This window comes from Blautia acetigignens (assembly GCF_025566865.1).
GTDB lineage: Bacteria > Bacillota > Clostridia > Lachnospirales > Lachnospiraceae > Blautia_A > Blautia_A acetigignens.
The window spans coordinates 220,323-240,860 of the sequence record NZ_JAOQJM010000003.1 but is presented as its reverse complement, the minus strand read 5'-3'; the positions used below and the strand labels follow the sequence as shown (position 1 = coordinate 240,860).

The 20,538-nt window shown below is 47.7% G+C and carries 14 protein-coding genes; 1 reads left to right on the top strand and 13 read right to left on the bottom strand.

The annotated features are described in order from the left end of the window. Positions 1-254: 254 nt before the first annotated feature. From OCV70_RS06310 to OCV70_RS06295, 4 genes are read right to left on the bottom strand one after another with little or no spacing between them, the layout of a single operon-like run. On the bottom strand, positions 255-1,526 hold the full coding sequence (locus tag OCV70_RS06310) for an ABC transporter permease (RefSeq protein WP_186901586.1): 1,272 nt from the start codon (positions 1,524-1,526) through the stop codon (positions 255-257). Positions 1,527-1,537: 11 nt separating this feature from the next. Further along, entirely contained in the window at positions 1,538-3,616 is a 2,079-nt protein-coding gene (locus OCV70_RS06305) for an HlyD family secretion protein (protein ID WP_262579433.1), read from the bottom strand. Between the two features lie 4 nt (positions 3,617-3,620). Further along, positions 3,621-4,292 (bottom strand): ABC transporter ATP-binding protein, encoded by a 672-nt coding sequence (locus OCV70_RS06300; RefSeq protein WP_021926852.1) that lies wholly within the window; start codon positions 4,290-4,292, stop codon positions 3,621-3,623. Continuing rightward, a complete protein-coding gene (locus OCV70_RS06295; protein ID WP_117854392.1) occupies positions 4,289-5,812 on the bottom strand; it encodes an efflux RND transporter periplasmic adaptor subunit in 1,524 nt (507 codons plus the stop codon). The genes OCV70_RS06300 and OCV70_RS06295 overlap by 4 nt, the downstream gene beginning before the upstream one ends. A gap of 308 nt (positions 5,813-6,120) precedes the next feature. Between OCV70_RS06295 and OCV70_RS06290 the strand changes: the two genes are divergently transcribed. Next, positions 6,121-7,245 (top strand): hypothetical protein, encoded by a 1,125-nt coding sequence (locus OCV70_RS06290; protein WP_173765568.1) that lies wholly within the window; start codon positions 6,121-6,123, stop codon positions 7,243-7,245. 79 nt (positions 7,246-7,324) lie between these two features. Here the strand turns inward: OCV70_RS06290 and aspS are convergent, their stop codons facing one another. From aspS to secD, 9 genes are all read right to left on the bottom strand, one after another. Next, the gene (gene aspS / locus OCV70_RS06285) at positions 7,325-9,121 is read right to left on the bottom strand and encodes an aspartate--tRNA ligase (protein WP_021926849.1); all 1,797 of its coding nucleotides are present in this window, start codon (positions 9,119-9,121) and stop codon (positions 7,325-7,327) included. A 13-nt stretch (positions 9,122-9,134) separates the two neighbouring features. After that, positions 9,135-10,385: a histidine--tRNA ligase gene (gene hisS / locus OCV70_RS06280; RefSeq protein ID WP_021926848.1), complete on the bottom strand. Its 1,251-nt coding sequence runs from the start codon at positions 10,383-10,385 to the stop codon at positions 9,135-9,137. A gap of 13 nt (positions 10,386-10,398) precedes the next feature. Further along, a complete protein-coding gene (locus OCV70_RS06275) occupies positions 10,399-10,971 on the bottom strand; it encodes an HD-GYP domain-containing protein (RefSeq protein ID WP_021926847.1) in 573 nt (190 codons plus the stop codon). A 16-nt stretch (positions 10,972-10,987) separates the two neighbouring features. Next, on the bottom strand, positions 10,988-12,571 hold the full coding sequence (gene hemZ, locus OCV70_RS06270; protein WP_173765615.1) for a coproporphyrinogen dehydrogenase HemZ: 1,584 nt from the start codon (positions 12,569-12,571) through the stop codon (positions 10,988-10,990). After that, positions 12,519-13,148: an MBL fold metallo-hydrolase gene (locus OCV70_RS06265; protein ID WP_021926845.1), complete on the bottom strand. Its 630-nt coding sequence runs from the start codon at positions 13,146-13,148 to the stop codon at positions 12,519-12,521. Before OCV70_RS06265 ends, hemZ begins: the two co-directional genes overlap by 53 nt. Positions 13,149-13,167: 19 nt before the next feature. After that, positions 13,168-15,501 (bottom strand): RelA/SpoT family protein, encoded by a 2,334-nt coding sequence (locus tag OCV70_RS06260; RefSeq protein ID WP_243000355.1) that lies wholly within the window; start codon positions 15,499-15,501, stop codon positions 13,168-13,170. Between the two features lie 88 nt (positions 15,502-15,589). Continuing rightward, complete coding sequence (locus tag OCV70_RS06255) at positions 15,590-16,114, bottom strand: adenine phosphoribosyltransferase (protein WP_021926843.1); 525 nt, start codon at positions 16,112-16,114, stop codon at positions 15,590-15,592. A gap of 161 nt (positions 16,115-16,275) precedes the next feature. Then, complete coding sequence (recJ, locus tag OCV70_RS06250) at positions 16,276-17,988, bottom strand: single-stranded-DNA-specific exonuclease RecJ (protein ID WP_173765570.1); 1,713 nt, start codon at positions 17,986-17,988, stop codon at positions 16,276-16,278. Positions 17,989-18,092: 104 nt separating this feature from the next. After that, a complete protein-coding gene (gene secD / locus OCV70_RS06245; RefSeq protein WP_173765572.1) occupies positions 18,093-20,516 on the bottom strand; it encodes a protein translocase subunit SecD in 2,424 nt (807 codons plus the stop codon). Between the last annotated feature and the right edge of the window lie 22 nt (positions 20,517-20,538).

Below are 20,538 nucleotides of genomic sequence, written 5' to 3'. Positions count from 1 at the left end.
TTTCTGTCAAGAATCCACCTGGAGCTTGTTTGAAGCACCACACAGATTTCTATATTTCCCACTTTAACAAAGGAATCTCTATTCAATCTCTAAATATTATAACATGGCCCATTCCTGTTCTGCAAAAGCTTTAACGAGACAGCAGGCCGCAGAACGCAGCATATGAAAAACCTCCGATGCAAAACAAGAAGCAGCCAGAACACGAATCCTCTCATTCACATTTCTGACTGCTTCTTTTAAAACAATTTTATCTTTTATTCACTTCTCAGCGCGTCAATCGGATTTAAGTTGGCTGCCTTCACAGATGGAAGCAGACCGAAGATAATACCAATGAGCATAGAGAACACTACAGAACCTACAATAGCAGGAACGCTGATAGCGGTAGGCGAGCCCGCCACCTTGGATACCACCTTGGAAAGTCCGATTCCAAGGATGACGCCGATAATACCGCCTACACTGGTCAGTACAGCTGCCTCTGTAAGGAACTGGTTCAGGATGGTCTTCTTCCTTGCCCCAATGGCTTTCTTAAGACCAATCTCCTTGGTACGCTCGGTTACAGATACCAGCATAATGTTCATAACACCGATACCGCCAACCAAAAGGGAAATACTTGCGATCCAGATCAGCTGGGAGTTGGTGCTCTCACTTAGTTTCTGAAGATCCTGTACACGCTGCATCACATCATCCGCTTTGTATTTCAGATTACTGCTGCTGTTCGTGTTTGTACTGCTGATGGATTTGTTCAGGATCTTGGCAACTGCGGAACCAGCAGCACTCATATTATCAGTGCTGTCCACACGGATAATGGCATTCTCAGGCTCATCAAATTTGTACGGGATTGCCCAGCACTTATTTGGAATCAGCACCGTTCCCATAATGCTCTCATAGTAATTGTAAAATTCATTTGGAGAATCCATATTGGGAAGACTGTCGGAAGCCTGCCGTATAACCCCTACAACGGTAAAGGGCTCAGAGCCGATCTCGAGAATTTTTCCCACCGGATTCTCTCCTGGAAAGATAGTATCTGCCGCATAGCTGTCCACCAGCGCAACCTTGCGGAAATCATCGTAATCCTGCTGTACAAAGCCTCTTCCCGAGCGCACCTGATAGCCGCAGGTATCCAGATAATTCTTGTCTACGCCATACACCTTTCCGCCGGAAAAGCTGCTGTTTTCATAGTAAACATTGCTGTTGTAATCTGTTCTGCTGTAGAAAAAGGTTGCATTCACAACATGGTCAGCTTTCAGAACCTCGTTCTTCAGCTCCTGGCTGAGAAGCGGGGTAACGACAGAGCTGTCGCTGTAATAGTCCGCACTGTAGGCACTGTCGCCCTGGGAAAGAGTGATATTCACCGTATTGTTGCCGGAACCGATCAGATCCTCCTTGATCTGCTCACTGGTTCCCTTGATGGTGGACACAATTGCAATAATGGATGCAATACCGATGATAATACCCAGCATTGTAAGGAAAGATCTCATCTTGTGTGACCAGATTCCCTGGAATGCCAGACGTATATTTTCAAACATGAAATCCCTCCTTAACCGATGCCTGAATACGAGGTGGAATCATATCCCATAAACGTATCCAGAGAGCCTTCTTTTGTCTTCACGCCTTCCTGTGCCGTTTTGGAATATGGGAAAGCAATCTTGTCTTCCATGGATAATCCGCCGTTAATCAGCACATACATGCCGCCGTTTACATTCTGCGTCACCTTGACGATCTGTTTCTTGAGGACGCCATTTACGTCCTTATATACATAGCTGACTCCGTCCTCAGTACGGACAAAGGCCTTGGAAAGCACAATTCCCTCTGAAGCCTGTTCCTGCTTCTCAAGCTGGATGTCAACCCAGTCTCCTGCGCTTACCTGCGCCGTATCGTCTGTAATCTTGGCTGTAAAGGTATAGGAAGATACATTGGGGTTGGTGTCCCCGTAATAATAATAGTTATCTCCGGACACTGCATAGTCAGACACCTGAACCACTTCCGCCTCAAACATGGCATATCCAAATTCCCCGTAGGAGCTGCAGCTGATCATAGTGCCTTCCTGAACCTGATCCAGCATAAGCTCACTGACAGTTCCCTGTACATAATAGCCGTCCTTGCTCTTTACTGCCAGGAAAGAATCAGATTCCGAGTTGGTGCCTGTGGCAGCATCTCCAACTGTAGTCACAATACCGTCAAGCTTACTTGTGATCAGCTGTCTGCTTGCTTTCTTCTCAAGCTTGCTGATGCTGATCTCGCTCTCCTGGACATCCAGTTCCAGGCTGGCAATTCGGTTCTTCTGGATCTTAATTGCTTCCGCACGGGTCAGGGTGGAAGTATCTCCTCCAGTATTATCACCGCCGCCGTTGTCCGGGATTTCCGGATCATCACTGCTGCCGTTATCATAATGAAGGGCATCCTCCAGTGTGAAATCCAGCTCCACGAAACGGTCTACCGGATTGGAGAGCAGGCTTCCCTCGATCAGGTAATAGCCTGTGCAGGACTGCTTTCTGTTCTCATAATCTGCAATGGTATCGTTCTGATGGAACTCAAGAAGATACCAGTATCCGCCTGGATGAATGAGCATGGTTCCGTCTGCATTGTAGCCTGCCATCTTATTGAGGAAGGCTCCTGTCACGGTTACCTTGCCCTTAGCGCTGGAACACAGATACAGATACGGATTCTCTTCGGTTCCCTCTCCCATAAAGGGTTCTGTATCATAATCCAGTGTCTGATAGAACGGTTCGTCTCCATCCACAAACCCTTCATTTTTATTCAGGGAATTGTCTCCATCCTGAGTAGGATCTACGTTATTTCCATCTGAAATAAAACCATTCTGGTCGGATGCAGACGCATCGCTGCTGAATCCGCTGTCATCCTCTGTTTTTCCATAGTAGTCAGATGCAGAGGTGGAATCCCCACCTAGATCCTCACCAAGGTCTTCGCTGCCATCTGCCATATCGGAATCTGCCATTCCCAAATCTTCGCTTCCTGCATCTGTCACCTCAGCTGCAGCTTCAGCACTTTCCTGTCCGTCCCCGAAGCCATCTGCAACAGCAGCCAGCAAAAGAGGCTGCATGGCAACTGCCAGATAATGATCGGATGCGGTTACATTGGCAGATGCCATATCATCTGCACCATCACTTCCAGAACCAGTTCCGGAATCGGAGCCAGAGCCCGAATCAGAACCGGAATCAATCAGGCTGTCCGCAGAATTGGCATCGGAATCCAGGATCGGACCACCATTCTGCAGGCTTGTAAGACGCTTCTTTGCTGTTGCAAGATCCTGCTGCTGCTTCTGAAGCTTCAATTTGGCAATATTCAGCTCCATATCCACAAGGGTCATATCAAAGGAAATCAGCTTATCTCCCGGCTTCACCTCGTCTCCCTTGCTTACAAAAATATCCTGAATGATCATGTCCTTGTCCACCGTGATTCTCTGGGTGGCATTGGCATAAACATTTCCGCTTAAAGTATTGTCGGAGCCGTAGTTCTCTCCTGCCAGATCACTGACGCTTGCCACAAGAACCTCCTTCTGGCTCCCCTTGCGCACATACAGAAGTCCGCCGCCGATGCCGGTTCCCACAAGAGCTGTGACAACCACGCCTATGATTACTTTTTTTACTTTGCCCATGGGATCACCTCTTTTCCTGCAGCTCACCGTCACGGATCATAACCACCCGCTTGGCATGGGCTGCGATTTCCGGATCATGTGTGATCATCAGAACTGAAACGCCCTCGTCATTCAGCTTCTGGAACAGCTCCATCACCTGCTTGCCGGACTTACTGTCAAGAGCACCCGTCGGCTCATCTGCAAGCAGAAGCTTGGGGTTGTTCACAATGGCCCTGGCAATGGCAACTCGCTGCATCTGACCTCCTGACAGCTGATTCGGCCTGAAATCCACACGGTCTGCAAGCCCCACTCTGTCAAGGGCTGCAAATGCCCGCTCCCTTCTCTCCTTCTTTGGCACATGTGCATAGTTCAACGGCATTTCCACATTGGAAATGGCAGACTGCCTTGGAAGAAGATGAAAGCTCTGAAATACAAATCCAATCTTGTTCAGACGGATATCTGACATCTCATTCTCAGAGCATTTGCTGATGTCTTCTCCATCCAGGAAAAAGGTTCCCTTGGTTGCCTGATCCAGACAGCCGATAATATTCATCAATGTGGATTTGCCAGAACCGGAGGGACCCATAATTGCCACATATTCCCCCTCCTCCATGGAAAAATTCACATCCTTAAGAACAGGAACGGTCATTTTTCCCTGCTGGTAATCCTTATAAATCCCCTTCAGTTCAAGAATCATCCTGCTGCCTCCATATCATCAGAACCGTACTGCTGTGGTTCATCCATGTTCTCATCCGTGAAGCCTTCCATATCCTCTTCTGTATAGTCCCCATCCATAGAAGAATCCTCTATGGCGGCATCCATGCTGTCATCTGTACCGCCTTCTATGAAATCAGCGGAAGCCTCTCCGTCCATTGACTCCATGGTATCTCCATCGGAGTATGCTTCATCAGGGTACATTTCATCAGAAAGATCTCCGTCTGCACTGCTCTCCATATCCAGCATATTGGCGTAATCCTCATCTGTCATATCCGCCATGTCCTTGGTGCTCATGCCTTCCTCAAGGCTGTCTGACGGGAATGCAATGCTGTCATCCTCAGTCAGACCGTCTGCAATCTCATATTCGGAAAGCTCATCATCATGCTGTCCAAGGATTACGGAACGCTTCTCCAGCCGTCCCTTGGAATCCACAGCCCATACATAAGGGTTCTCTGTGTCTGCATCTACAATGTAATAATCTCCGATCCACACGCCGGTTTTCTTGTCTTCCTGACCCTCGTCCATCTCTATGTATACATGCTGTCCAAGCATAAGCCCGTCAGAGGAATCCAGAGTTACATAGAATGGATAGCTGCTGGAGCTTGTGGTGTCATCGCCGCTGGAACCTCCCCACATATAGCTGTTGCTATTGTTGCTGCTGGATGCACTCTGCTCATCTACAGCTCCCATAGTGCCGCGCCAGATCTGATTCTCGTCTACTCTGGAGCGCACGATCACAGCGGATCCCGGAACAACGGAATTACGGTTCTGCTCATTAACCAATCCCTTGATTCTGTAAGCACCTGTGCTCAAAATGGTAATAAATGAATTATCGGAATCAGAGCTTCCGGAATCAGAGCCCATGCTGTTGTCAAGAGTATCTCCATCTGAGCTGCCAAGCTTGCTGGTATCAATTTTCTGGATGACGCCATCGATCTCGCTGCGCACCTCTGTATTGGTGGTGGCTGCCTGCAGATTGTCAATTTCTGCCTGCTTGCTGATCTGGTCATATTCATTCTTCTTGAGATTCATCTTATTGGTCTCAATCTCAATGGTGTAGGAAAGCTGGCTGCTCTTGTTGGCTTTCTTCTTCTCTTTCTCAAGGGTGGCAATCTGCTCATTCAAACTGAGCGCCTCATTCTTCAGACGGTCAAGTGCAAGCTGTGCTTCCTTTAAGCTGTCCTGGATGCTGCTTAAATCGTATTCAAAAAGCAGCTGGCCTTTCTTGACCTCGTCACCGGTTTTCACCTTTACCTCGGTAACGGTTCTGCCGTTCTCAATATTTACCTTCACAGTATCCTGAGGCTCTACCACTCCGGCAAACCGATTCACCACACCGGAATCCTCTCCAAGCAATGTGCTGATCTTAGTCACATAAGCCACCTGCCCGGATGCGGCGGATGAGTTCGCATAATTCTCTTTATAATAATACCAGCCGCCAGCGCCTGCCGCTCCAGCCAGTATAATAATTCCTCCGATGACAAAAAATTTTTTCTTCATAGTTACCTCCCGTACGATAACTGGAATGTAACTGTTCAGTACCTTCACAGTTACACTGGAATTATTCTTTATATCATTTGCATTATAACAGATAGGTACATTCTCCTGTCATCTGCATTTACCTAACTAATCATAACAGATTCTTTCCCAAAAGAAAAGCTTTCCTGGCAAACAAGGGTCTTTTTCAATGCAATTTTCACAATTTTTTCACTCTTTTTTTAGAAATATCGTATATGTTTTAGGGATTTTTGACTTTTATACCGAAAAATGGTATAATGCACCTACTTATAATGAAAGGAAAAAACTGTATGAAGTCAGTCAAATTTCTGCTTCCTCTTTTGCTTCTGTGTGCAGTTCTTTTTTGCGGCTGTACAGGTAAAGAAGAAAAAAAGATTGACGAAGTAGTAAAGCGGGAACTGGATCTTCTGAAGCATCTGGATTCCGACACCACACAGAAATACATTTCCTACCAGGAAATTTTCCCCGGCGACCTGGAAGACGCCGCAATGTCCTCAGATGTTGAGGAAGTTTTCTCCCTGTTTTTCCAGGATTTCGATTACAAGATTCTGGATACCTCCGTGAACCGGGACAAAGCAATTGCCAAAGTAAGCCTTCGTCTGTTTACCTTGGATGCCCGGGCACTTGCCGAGGATTTTTCCAAGGCGCTGCTGAAGCATGAAATTGCGCTGGCTGCTTCAGATGATACAGAGGATGACCAGACCGTCACCCTGGAAGACCGGTACATGCTTCTGAACCAGCTTCTTAGCTCCAACAAATACCAGACCGTAGAACGCAACTGCAGCATCACCCTTACCGCCTCCGAAAAAAATGAGGAAACCATATGGGAGATCAAGCGTACCACCACACTGGAAAATGATCTGGTAGGCGGTCTTATGAACTATCTGTCGGATCCCGATATTCTCTCACCTGAGGATACCCTTCTTGTGTATCTGGACACGCTGAAAAATATGTCCACTGAGGAACTGGCCAATTACCTGAATGCCGACTCTATTGTAAGCACAGAGGATCCCAACAAGATCAGCCTTGCAAATGCCCTGGTGGAACAGGTTCATAACATTTTTAACTACAGCATCGGGGAAACCTCTGTTTCCGGCTACCACTCTTCTGTAAAGGCGGATATCACCACCTTTGACAGCGAGGCGATTTTAAACAGCTATCAGTCTCAGTTAGATGATTACCTTTCCTCTACGGATGCGGTCATCGACGGTGCCCAGAAGCGCTATAACAAATCCTACCAGCTTCTGATCGACTCCATCAAGGAGAACAAAGAAGAAAAAACAGTGACCACAACCTTTACCCTGATCAACGACGGAGCTTCCTGGAAGCTTGAGGACGCAGGCTCTGTATTCGGACAGGCACTGTTCGGAACCTTAAGCTCCAGCCCTGTAGAAGACAGTGAAGAAGATTCCTGATCACATAAAAAATCCCGCTCTGGCGATTCAGTCAAAGCGGGATTTTTTTATAACAATCATAACATTTCTGCTGTCTTTTTTATTCTTCTGTCTCTTCTTTTTCCACTTCCAGTCCAAGCTCATTCAGCTGTGCCTCGCTTACGCGCTGGGGAGCCTGAGTCATCAGACAGGATGCATCTTTCACCTTCGGGAATGCGATTACGTCACGGATGCTGTCAACCTTGGCGATCAGCATAACCAAACGGTCAAGGCCATAAGCCAGTCCAGCGTGAGGCGGAACTCCGTATTTGAATGCATCCAGAAGGAATCCGAACTGCTCATGGGCAGCTTCCGGTGTAAATCCAAGTTCCTTGAACATTCTCTCCTGAATATCATCCTGATGGATACGAACGCTTCCTCCACCGATCTCATTACCGTTCAGTACGATATCATAAGCCTTGGCACGAACTGCGCCCGGATCTGTGTCAAGAAGCGGGATATCCTCGTCCATCGGCATGGTAAATGGATGATGCATAGCTGTGAAACGGTTCTCCTCCTCGCTCCACTCAAGCAGCGGGAACTCAGTTACCCATACGAAACGGTACTCGTTCTTGTCCAGAAGATCCATCTGTTTTGCAAGCTCCAGACGAAGTGCGCCAAGAACATCATAAACCAATTTCTTCTTGTCTGCTGCGAACAGAAGCAGATCTCCTGCCTTACCATCCATAGCAGCTACCAGTGCGTCCATCTCCTCATCTGTCATGAATTTGGCAAAGGAGGATTTTCTTGTGCCGTCTTCTGCGATTGCAATGTATGCAAGACCCTTTGCGCCGTAGCCTTTTGCAAATTCTACAAGCTTGTCGATCTTCTTACGAGGCATGCTTCCCTGTCCCTCAGCGTTGATACCGCGAACGCTTCCGCCGTTCTCAAGGGCACTTGTAAATACGGAGAAGCCACAGTTCTTCACAATGCCGCTTACATCATGAAGCTCCATGCCAAATCGCATATCCGGCTTGTCGGAGCCGAAACGGTCCATAGCTTCCTGCCAGGTGATTCTCTGGATTGGAAGCTTCACATCGATGCCAAGAACTTCTTTGAACAGATAAGAAAGGTATCTCTCGTTTACATCGATTACATCATCAACATCAACGAAGGAAAGCTCCATATCGATCTGTGTGAACTCCGGCTGACGGTCAGCACGAAGGTCCTCGTCACGGAAGCATCTTGCGATCTGGATGTATCTGTCATATCCAGAGCACATCAGAAGCTGTTTGTACAGCTGCGGTGACTGCGGAAGACCATAGAAGCAGCCTGGATGTACACGGGACGGTACCAGGTAATCTCTTGCTCCCTCTGGAGTACTCTTGCCAAGCATAGGAGTCTCGATTTCCAGGAATCCCTCGTTTGTAAAGAAGGATCTGGTAAGCTGCATTACGCGGCTTTTCAAGATCAGGTTTTTCTGAAGGTCCGGACGTCTTAAGTCAAGATAACGGTATTTCAGACGAACGTCCTCTTTTGTTTTGCTGTTCTCCTCAACCGGGAACGGAGGAACCTCTGCCTCGGAAAGAACACGAAGGGATTTTGCTCTTACTTCGATCTCACCTGTTGCAAGGTTCTCATTGACAGCACCGCCACGTTTCTCAACAGTACCGGTTACTGCGATTACAAACTCGCTTCTGAGCTTGCCGGCTTTTGCAAAGCCTTCCTCATCAATGGAGCCATTCTCGAAGATCAGCTGCATGATACCGCTGCGGTCACGTAAGTCTACGAAAATGATTCCTCCTTTATCTCTAGCCTTCTGAACCCATCCCATAAGGGTTACTTCACTGCCAACCATCTGTGTGGTCACTTCTGCACATCGGCAGGTTCTGTGCAGTCCCTGCATACTCTCAGCCATTTTGCTGCCTCCTTTATCTCTTGAAGAATTCCACAAATTCTGTATAGCCTTCTGCAGCCATCTGGTCTTTCTGGAATTTCTTGTTCTTTTTCATAATGGAGATGTTAACCTGGATTCCAGTCTTTCTCTCCTCTTCCGCCTGGCGGAAAATCTCGATCAGCTTGTCAGCAGGCATATTTTTCTCAATGAGATATGCCTTCTTGGTCTTCGCTGTGGGGATCTGGTAGCCTCTCTCCAGAAGGAGCATAACAATACGCTCAAATCCGATGGAGAAACCGCATGCGCTTGTATTGTTTCCGGTAAATTTACCGATCATCTCATCATAACGTCCACCGCCGCCAACGCTGCCGCCGAACTCATCCATAGAAATCTCGAAGATCGGACCTGTGTAGTAGGACATGCCTCGTACCAGAGTCGGATCAAATGCCATCTTGAAATCAGCAGTTTTCACAGCTTCTACTGTGGAAATAATGGTCTCAAGATCTTCTGCGATCTGCTCATCCAGCACACCAGAGAGCTTCTCCTTGCAGTATCTTACACCCTGGATGTCAGAGCTGATCTCCTTGAACATCGCAAGGTAAGTGTCAATGCTCTCTTTTGCAAAGCCCTCTTCCTCAAGCTCTTTGGCTACACCCTCAAGACCGATCTTGTCCATCTTGTCAAGGATGATAAATACAGTGTCAAAGCTTTCCTTCGGGAATCCGCTGTACTCAGCCATAGCCTTCAGGATACGGCGGTCATTGATGCGGATGGTAAAGTTGTGAAAGTCAAGCTTGCCAAGAAGGGTGGTGGTTGCAAGCACCAGCTCGATCTCAGCCATATAAGTGGGCTCACCCAAAATATCAATGTCACACTGCATAAACTGACGGAAACGGCCTCTCTGAGGACGGTCAGCTCTCCATACATAGCCCATCTGCAGTGCCTTAAACGGTCCCGGCAGCTCATTGGCGTTGTTGGAGTAATATCTGGAAAGGGGTACTGTCAGGTCATAGCGAAGACCGGAATCTACAAGATCTGCCTCCTCTTTTGCCTGGTCAAGCTTCAGCTTCTCGCCTCTTTTGAGGATTTTGAAGATCAGCTTCTCATTGTCTCCGCCCTGCTTGCTGCAAAGGTTCTCAATGTGCTCCACGCTCGGAGTCTCGATTGAAGTAAATCCAAAGGAGCCGTATGTCTCGCGGATCAGTCCGGTAACATAGTTACGGATTTCCATCTCCTTTGGTAAAATATCTTTCATGCCGGTAACCGGCTTCTTCTTTAATGCCATGTTTCCTCCTTCATCAACCAGTTTTCCTGGTATGTACTACTCTTTGAAATGCAAGAAATACTTCCAAATCAAAGTTTTTTATTTCATCTATCATCAGTTCCATCACGGTGCGCCGGTCAAAGGCCTTGCGGTAGGAGCGGTCCTGGCTCAGGGCACAGAACACGTCGCATACCCGCAGGATCCTGGCGCCGATGGGAATCTCTTCCCCTGCCAGATTGGACGGGTAACCGCTTCCATCGTAATTTTCATGATGATAGAGAATACTCTCAAGAACAAAATCTGAATAGCCCTGGCCCTTTAGTTCCTCGTAGCCAAGAGTGGAATGCATACGGACATATTTCAGTTCCTCGATCACAAGAGGGTTCTTCTCCTGTCCGTTGATGTAACTTCTCAGCTTCAGCTTTCCAATGTCGTGAAGCATTCCGGCTATGGCAAGGTCATAGCACTGCTCATGGGGAAGGCCAAGCTCCGTGGCAAGGGCATAGACCAGATTGCTTACTGCAATTCCATGCTTCAGCTCTGCAGACAGGTCAAATTCCAGAAGTCTGTCCGTTCCTTCTGACTGGGTTTTCGAAAGCTCTTCCAAGAATTTTCCCTCCCCTCTATAACCAGGTTCCGATTCCTGTACGCTTTCTTTCGATCATCTCATCGATGCGGGCAATGTAGCTGGTTACATCCTTTACATTCTCCACGCGCTCGATCCGTTTTCCATGGTCAAACACCAGCTTGGAAGAACCGCCTGCTCCAAGAGCGATGATGGGCTGTTTTTCTTCCATAATCAGTATATTGTAAATCCCGGCTTTGTCAACCTTTGCATAGCCTACATTTTCAAAATTTCCCTTCATGTTCTTCTGACGGTACAGATAGTAGGGGCCCATTTCCATGGAATAAGCTGTCTGCTGGGTCAGATCCATGATCTCCTGATTGTTCTCAAAGGTCATTTCCTGATATTTGTCACGGAACATATTCAGGCGGGCTGCACGCTTCACAGCCAGGGAATGGACGGTCAGGCTGTCCGGGGAAAGTTCCTTGATCTTATCCAATGTGTTTCTGACCATGGAAATATCCTCTCCAGGCAGTCCCACAATAAGATCCATGTTAATATTGTTATAATCTAATTCTCTGGCAAGCTGAAATGCCTCAATGGTCTGCGCCACTGTATGGCGTCTGCCGATGATTTCCAGAGTTTTCTGGTTCATAGTCTGAGGGTTCACGGAAATTCTGGTCACAGGATATTCCCGGATGGCTTCCAGCTTCTCTCTTGTAATGCTGTCTGGTCTGCCTGCCTCGATGGTAAACTCCACCAGCCCGTCAAATCCGAAGGATTCTCCCAGCTGATCCAGAAGCCGCCTTAGCTGATCCGACTCCAGGGTGGTAGGCGTACCGCCGCCAATGTAGATGGTGTCCAGTTTGTAGTTCTTCATCATCTTAGCAGTTTCCCGAATCTCAAGACACAGGGCATCCAGATACTCATCCACACGCTTGTGCCAGATCTTCAGCGGGTAGGAACTGAAGGAACAGTACAGACAGATACTGGGGCAAAAGGGAATGCCTACATAAAGGCTGTAGCCGTGCTCATAATCAATATCCTGGAGAAGTGCCCGCTCCCGGTTTGCTATGGTGATGGCAAGCGCTGTTTTCTTGGCACTGACCAGATAGTGATCCCGCATTACCTGAGCAATCTCAGTATTCTTCATGCCGCTCTCGATCATCCCCATGGCAAGCTTGGCCGGGCGGATTCCGGTAAGGTTGCCCCATGGAAGGGTTCTTCCGGTAAGCTTCACCAGCACATTGTAGAGAACATATTTCAGGCCGTCCTTGTTGGCTTTGCGAAGCTCATGGGCATCCATGATTTTGGGACTTTCCTGTGCGCCGTCCTCTGGCTTCTTGGCCTCACTGCTTTCTTCCTTTAAATCTGCACCTGTGATCACAGCCGCCCGCGCTGCACCTTTTTTGTCCTTTGTCTCATAACGGATGATGAAATCCTTCTCATCCCTCTCCACAGTAAAGAAGATATCGTACTCCTCTTCGTCCTTTTCGTAGAGGCTGTGGATATCTCCTTCCGGATAAAACGCTTTTATTAATTCATATACATCATGCTCGAAATCCCTGTCAAGCAGCAGGATTCCTATTTTACACAAATGGATTGTACCTCTTTTCGTAGCCGATTGTTGTGGAAGTATCATGTCCCGGATACACACTGGTGTCATCCGGCAGAGCGGCCAACAGTCTGTGCAGGCTGTCCCGGATCTGGCTGGCACTTCCTCCCGGAAAATCTGTCCTGCCTACAGAGCCGCAGAACAGAGTATCTCCGCTGAACAGAACGCCTTCCTCTTTCAGATAATAGCAGCAGCTTCCCTTGGTATGTCCCGGCGTATGGATCATCTGGATGGAAAATCCCGCCGCTTCAAATACCTGCAGGTCATCCAGAAATACATCCGGGCGGATGGAGCAGGATTTCCCCATCTGGTCTGTCATATTCACAGAAGGCTCCCGGAGCATTTCCTCTTCCTGACGACAGGCATAAACAGGAATCTGATACTTTTCCCGCACTGCCTCCACGCCCATAATATGATCGAAATGACCGTGTGTGAGAAGCACTGCCACAGGCCTTGCGCCCATAGCGTTCACTTTTAATTCTATCTTGGAAGGTGAATCTGCCGGATCGATAATCAGCGCTTCACCTGTCTCTTTATTTTTTGCAATATAGCAATTGGTATATACAGGGCCAAGAACGCACTGCTGTAATTCAAGTTTGCCCATATTCTATCCTTTCACGGCATCAGCCTGTAGTTCTCTCCACATCTAAAACGCTCTCCAGCTGGCGGATCTTCTCAATGAGAGAGTTCAGTTCCTCCTTGCAGCTGACGTTAAAGCTTACGGAAATCGTCGCCTTCTCCTGCTTACTGGTGCGGCAGTTGATATTGCGGATATCGATCTTGCGCTCGGTAAAGATCTTGGAGATATCCACCAGAAGACCGGTACGGTTGTTGGCATACACATTGATCTCTGCCATGTAATGCTCATCCTGCTTGGTCTCCGGCTGCTGCCACTCTGCCTCCAGAAGACGGCTTCTGTCCATCTCAGACATATTCATCACATTGACGCAGTCTGTTCTGTGAATGGTAACCCCGCGGCCTCTTGTGACATAACCCACGATCTCGTCTCCAGGGATCGGGTTGCAGCACTTGGAAAAACGCACTGCCACATCATGGATTCCACGCACTACAATGCCGCTCTTGCTCTTAATGTGATGCTTCTTATCCTGATTCTCTGCAGCTGCTGCCTCCAGAACTTCCTCATCTGTAAGGTTCTTCTTATTCTCCTTGTCATAAGCCTCTACCAGCTTATTAAATACCTGGCCTTCCTTCAGGCCGCCATGTCCAATGGCCGCCAGCACGGAATCCCAATCACGGAAGCCATACTTGTGAAGAACCGCATCCATATACTGAGGCTTGGCATAGTTGGCAAATTTAAAGCCCTTGCTCTTGGCATACTGAGCCAGCATTTCCTTGCCTTTCAGAATATTATCTTCCTTCAGCTCTTTCTTAAACCACTGATTGATCTTGTTCTTCGCCTGGGTACTCTTTACCACCTTCAGCCAGTCACGGCTTGGTCCCTGGGAGTTCTGGGAAGTGATGATTTCAATACGGTCACCATTCTGGATCCGGTACTCAATGGGAACCAGCTTGCCGTTTACACGGGCGCCTACCATCTTGTTTCCTACAGCACTATGTACGCTGTACGCAAAGTCAATAGGGGTAGAACCGTTGGGAAGGGTCTTTACATCTCCCTGCGGGGTAAAGCAGTATACACTGTCCGCAAACAGATCCAGGTCATTCTTAAGAAGGCTCATGAACTCTTTATTGTCAGACATGTCCCTCTGCCACTCCAGGATCTGGCGCAGCCAGTTTAATTTCTCTTCCTCACGGTTGCCGGAAGAGGCCTTGCCGTCAGATGCTTCTTTATATTTCCAGTGTGCAGCAATACCATATTCCGCAGTCTTATGCATCTCAAAGGTTCGGATCTGGATCTCAAAAGGCTGTCCGTTTGGTCCGATCAAAGTGGTATGCAGGGACTGATACATGTTTGGCTTAGGCATTGCAATGTAATCCTTGAAGCGTCCCGGAATGGGCTTATACATCTCATGGATCACGCCAAGAGCCGCATAACAGTCCTTCACGGTATCCACCAGAATACGCACTGCAAACAGATCGTAGATCTGGTCAATAGTCTTGTTCTGGTTCACCATCTTCTTGTAGATGCTGAAGAAATGCTTCACACGTCCGTCTACCTGTGCTTTGATGCCTGCTTCCACCATATGCTGCTTCACAGTCTTCACAATATTGCCCACAAATTCCTCTCGGACGCTCTTGCGAAGGGCTACCTTCTCAACCAGATCGTAGTACACATCCGGCTTCAGGTATTTCAGGGAAAGGTCATCCAGCTCTACCTTGATCTTGGAAATACCAAGACGCTGGGCAATGGGCGCATAGATGTCCATGGTCTCCCTTGCCTTCTCCTTCTGCTTCGCAGGAGTCATATACTGAAGGGTACGCATGTTATGAAGACGGTCTGCAAGCTTGATCAGGATCACACGGATATCCTTGGCCATGGCAAGAAACATCTTGCGAAGGCTCTCTGCCTGCATCTCCACCTTATCTGTGGAGTAGGACAGCTGTCCGATCTTGGTCACGCCATCAACCAGAAGAGCCACCTCAGGCCCGAATTCCTTGGTGATCTCCTCGCAGGTCATCCAGGTATCCTCCACAGCGTCATGGAGAAGTCCTGCAACGATGGTCTCCTTATCCAGTTCCAGATCTGCCAGAATAATTGCTACGCATAACGGATGAATGATATAAGGCTCCCCGGACTTTCTTTTCTGGTCCTTGTGGGCCTCCCGCGCAGTCTCATATGCCTTCTGGATCAGCGTAATATCTGTAGAAGGATGATATTTCTTAATGCTGGCGATCAGCTCATTATATAATACTTCAGGGCTTGTAAAGTCGTGCATGGATTTCACAGCTGCATCTGCCTTCTTCACAGACTCCAGCTTCTCCATATCCTCCTTGGACATTTCAGGTGTCCCGCCCCTTTCTGTAATAACATCAGCCATAATTTACACCTGCCTGTTTCTATACTATCTGCGTCAGCATTTGCCCTCATGATCCATGACAGGCATCTGGCGAAACAGACTCATCCATTTATTTGCCTTCGTAGCGGATTACGGAAGCCACATCATATTTTTCCAGTTTCTTACGTCCCTCAAGGCCTGCAAGCTCCATCAGGAACACGATTTTCACAACCTCTCCTCCAAGCTGCTCGATCAGCTTGGCAGCAGCCTCAACAGTACCGCCTGTAGCGATCAGGTCGTCGATAATTACAACCTTCTGGCCTGGCTTGATGGCATCCTTGTGGATTTCGATCTCTGCCTTGCCGTATTCCAGATCGTAGCTTGCGGAAATGGTCTCGCATGGAAGCTTGCCTTTCTTGCGGACTGGAACAAATGGTTTGTGAAGATTGTATGCGATAGGCATTCCAAAAATAAATCCGCGGGATTCGGTACCTACGATCACATCTACATCAACGTCCTTCAGGCAGTCCTGCATGGAATCAATTGCAAGCTTCAGTCCGTCTGCATCCTGAAGGATACTTGTCACATCTCTGAAAATAATTCCCGGTTCCGGAAAATCCGGTATGCTTCTTACATATTCCTCTATTTTTTTCATAAAGAGCCTCCTCAGATATAGGGATGTGGGGAAAGCAGCAGCCACCCCCGGCATCATAATTATTTTTCAGTATACCACTTTTTACATACAGAATCAATGTCAAACCGACACGCTCCCTGCAAATACCGCATTTTTCGTGGTTTTACATGATTATTCACTGATCAGCAGTAATTTTGTATAACAATTTGCAGAGATTCTCTTCCCATATAGGAATTGATCCTTGGGTAATAGGTCACGGAAATGGTCTCATGAGACCTGGCAAAATCCGCGAATTCTTTCGCCTCGCCCCAGTAAAGGCCGTCCATCACAGCACCGGACGGGTCCCTCAGCTGCAGCTTCACTGTATTCTGAGTCTTTCCATATATTCCCACTTTTAAAACACGAAGATTTTTCTGGGCAAAAAGAGGCTTGGTGTTTCCCTTGCCAAAAGGTTCCAGAATGGAGAGCTGCTCTACCAGTTCTTCGTTAATATAGGAAATAGGCATAGGCACATCGATTACGATTTTGGGAATCATGTCCTCTTCTGTCAGGGTGCAGTTGTCATTCAAGGTCTGGCGGAATTTTTCCACATTCTCTTCCTCAATGGAAAGGCCTGCTGCCATAGGATGGCCGCCATACTGTACCAGAAGGCTGTCACATTTCACCAGTTCCTCGTACATGGAATAGTTTTCCGTGGATCTGCCACTGCCTTTTAAGGACTTTTCCCCTCTTGTAAGGACAAAGGTGGGCTTATGGTACTTTTCACGGATTCTTCCAGCTATAATTCCGGCAAGGCTTTCGTGACATTCCGGCAAAAATACTACCATTACCCGGTCGTTTTTCAGGTCGCTGCTCTCGATCAGCTTGTAGGCTTCCTCCGTTTCTTTTTCCGTCAGGGCCTTGCGGCTGTCGTTCAGGGCTTTCAGATCTCCCGCAAGCTTTGCAGCCTCTTCCTCATCCTCCGACTGCAAAAGTGCCAGGGAGCGCATTGCGGTATCCAGTCTGCCGCTGGCATTGATGCAGGGGCCAAGACGGAATCCAATGTCGTAAGAGGTGATTTTCTGGTCTTCCAGGCCGATGGCCCGGATCAGCGCTTTCAGGCCTTTGTTTTTGGTAAAAGGCAGACGGGCAAGTCCCTCCTTTACCAGAATACGGTTTTCTCCCTGAAGGTCCATAATATCCCCCACTGTAGCGATTGCCGCAGGCTCCAGGAAATCTTCTTTTTCTTCTTCCGGAAGCCTGTATTTCTCATAAAGGGCAAAAACCAGCTTCATGGCTACCACAGCCCCGCAGATATTTTTGTTGGGGTATGTACAGTCTGCCTGCTTGGGATTGATGATGGCGTCCGCCGGGGGAAGGATGTAAGTTCTTCCTTCTTCGGTATCAGTAAAAGGCACCTCGTGGTGGTCGGTCACCACCACAGTCATCCCCAGTTCTTTTGCATAGGTGATCTGGCTTGATGCGGAAATGCCATTGTCACAAGTCACAATGGTGTCGATGCCGTCCTCCATAGCTTTTTTGATCAGATGGTCGTGAATTCCATAGCCGTCTGCCACACGATCTGGAATGTAAGTGTCCACATTTGCTCCAAGGCGCTTAAAGCCTTTCAAAAGAATGTAGGTAGCTGTCACTCCGTCAATATCGTAATCCCCGATAATCCGCATTTTGGTTCCTGCATCTATTTTCCCGGAAATGATTTCCACGGCCTTGTCAATGTCCTTCAGAAGTTTCCAGGAGGGGATATCTGCCAGGGTTCCATTCAGATATTCTTCTATAGCCTCATCACCTGTTATGTCTCTGTTGCGGATGATCCTTGCAATTACCGGATCAATCCCATATTTCCTGCCAATTCCCTGGAAATCAGCCTTTTTCGCGGTTACTACCCATTTTTCCATTCTTTTTCTCCTCGTATCATATGGTCTTACGCAATTTTAATATGAATCCGGATAAAAAGCAAGCCGGGACAGGTTTTCACGCCTGTCCCGGCTTAACATCTCTTTTATTTATTTTCTTCGGAAGAACTGTTCTCGGCATTCTTTGCAGCTTCCTGTGCTGCAAGACGCTCCTGAACTCTCTTGCGGTTTTTCTTCTTCGGCTGAGCCTGTGCGTTGGAAGCCGGAGCACTCTGTGTATTTGCACTCTGTGCTGTCTTCTTAGCAGGTGCTGCAGCCGCTGCAGCTTTCACAGTATCCTGTCCTGCGCCGATTTTCTTTTTCATTACCAGCCACAGTGCACCTGTAATACATACAGAAGAATATGCACCGCAGATAATACCAACCATCAATGGTGCAGCAAACTCACGGATAGAAGAAACACCCATGATATAAAGAACTGCTACCATGATAAAGGTAGTAAGGGAAGTATAAATACTTCTGGTAAGTGTCTGTGTAATACTTCTGTTGACCACTTCCTCAATCTCATCCAGACGTTTGCTTCCGTGAAGGTTCTCACGGATACGGTCGAAGATAACGATTGTAGCATTGATAGAATAACCAACGATGGTCAGCATACATGCGATAAAGGTATTTCCTACGGAAATTCTGGAAATCGCATAGAAGGTAAGGACAACCAGAACGTCATGGAGAAGTGCAAGTACTGCACTGCCTGCAAAGCGGATATCCTTGAAGCGGAACCAGATGTAAAGAAGCATGAAGATAGTAGCAACGATAACGGCAACTACTGCATCTCTTCTCATCTCATTGCTGACAGTAGCGGAAATGCTCTCTGCCTGAATCAGGGACTCATCTACATCAAACTTATCCACAAGTGCCTTGTTCAGAGCTTCACGCTCGTCCAGAGTCAATGCGCGGGTCTTAATGATAACCTGCTTGGTTCCAACAACCTTGGTAGGCTGTACATTCTTATCTCCTGTTACTTCTTCTACAACAGGTGTAACCTCAGAATCAATGGTCTTAATGTCCAGATCCTCATTAAAGGTAACATTGGTAGAAGTACCGCCTGAAAACTCAAGGCTGTAGTTCAGGGCTTTTCCGCCTGTTGTACTGTGGATCAGCATGACTGCCGGTCCTGCAAGAATCAGGATAATAGAAAGAGTAAAGCAGAATTTTCTCTTTCCGACAAAGTTGATAACCTTCTTCTCTTCTGTCTTTCCGTAAAATTTCTCATCACGTACTCCGACTGCATATAATGCATTAATCACAAGTCTGGAGAATACCAGTGCTGTGAACATGGAAACCACAATACCAAGTGCCAGAGTGTAAGCAAAGCCCTTAACAGAACCGGTACCCAGCCACATCAGCACGAATGCTGCGATCAGAGTTGTGATGTTTCCGTCAAAGATTGCAGAAAATGCTTTGGAAAATCCGGCTTTGATTGCGGCGCGCACGGTAGAGCCTGCGCCGATTTCCTCACGGATACGTGCATAAATAATAACGTTGGCATCTACTGCCATACCAATGCCCAGGATGATACCTGCAATACCCGGAAGCGTAAGGGTAATGTCAAATGCATTTAAGGTAAGCAGAATAGTTGCTGTATAGAAAATCAGGGATAAGCCTGCAACCGCACCAGGTACACGGTAAGCAATGATCATGAACAAAATGACGATGATCAGACCGATCATACCTGCAATAAGGCTGGTGGAAATTGCTTCCTCACCAAGCTGTGCTGCTACAACACTGGAACGAAGCTCTGTAAGCTCAAGGCTAAGAGAACCGATACGAATATAGGAAGCAAGCTCCTGCGCTCTCTCAACGCTTTCCATACCGCTGATCTGTGCCTTACCGCCTGTGATGGCTTCATTTACTCTTGGAGCGCTTAATACGCCGTTATCATAAATGATGGCGATCTGTTTGCCTACATTGTTCTGGGTAGCTTCTGCAAATTTGGTCTTTCCTTCATCTGTAAGAGTCAGGTCGACTACATATTCCCTGCTGCTGGAGTTCTGCTGCTGGATCGCACCGCCTGTAGCATCTGCCACGTCAGTACCTTCCAGTACTACACAGCCTGCCTCACGGATTTCATCCAGGCTTCTTGCCAGGGAGTATCCGGTCTCGCTGTTAGCATCAGTCTGGAAGTTTGCGTTTCCGTCCTCATCCTGCTGTGTGATAAAGCAAAGGGAGCCTGGCTGGCCAAGTTCTTCCAGAATGGCATTTGCATCTGTTACACCCGGAATTTCAACATTGATACGGTCGGAGCCTTCCTGGTATACCTGTGCTTCTGTGCTGTACTGTTCAACACGTTTCTGCAGCTTGTAGACAGTATCCTTCATGTCCTCACTGCTTGGGTCGCTGTCTTTTGCCTGATAGGTAATGCTCACACCACCGGCCAGATCAAGTCCGGTCTTAATGTTCTTCGCAGCTCCGGTTCCTGTAGGACCGATGCCTACTGCGGCTGTAAAGCAGCAAAACACTGTGATGATGGCAGTCAGAATCAGGACTAAGATTCCTCTTGATTTTTTCATTGTTCTGTCCCTTCTTTTTGGT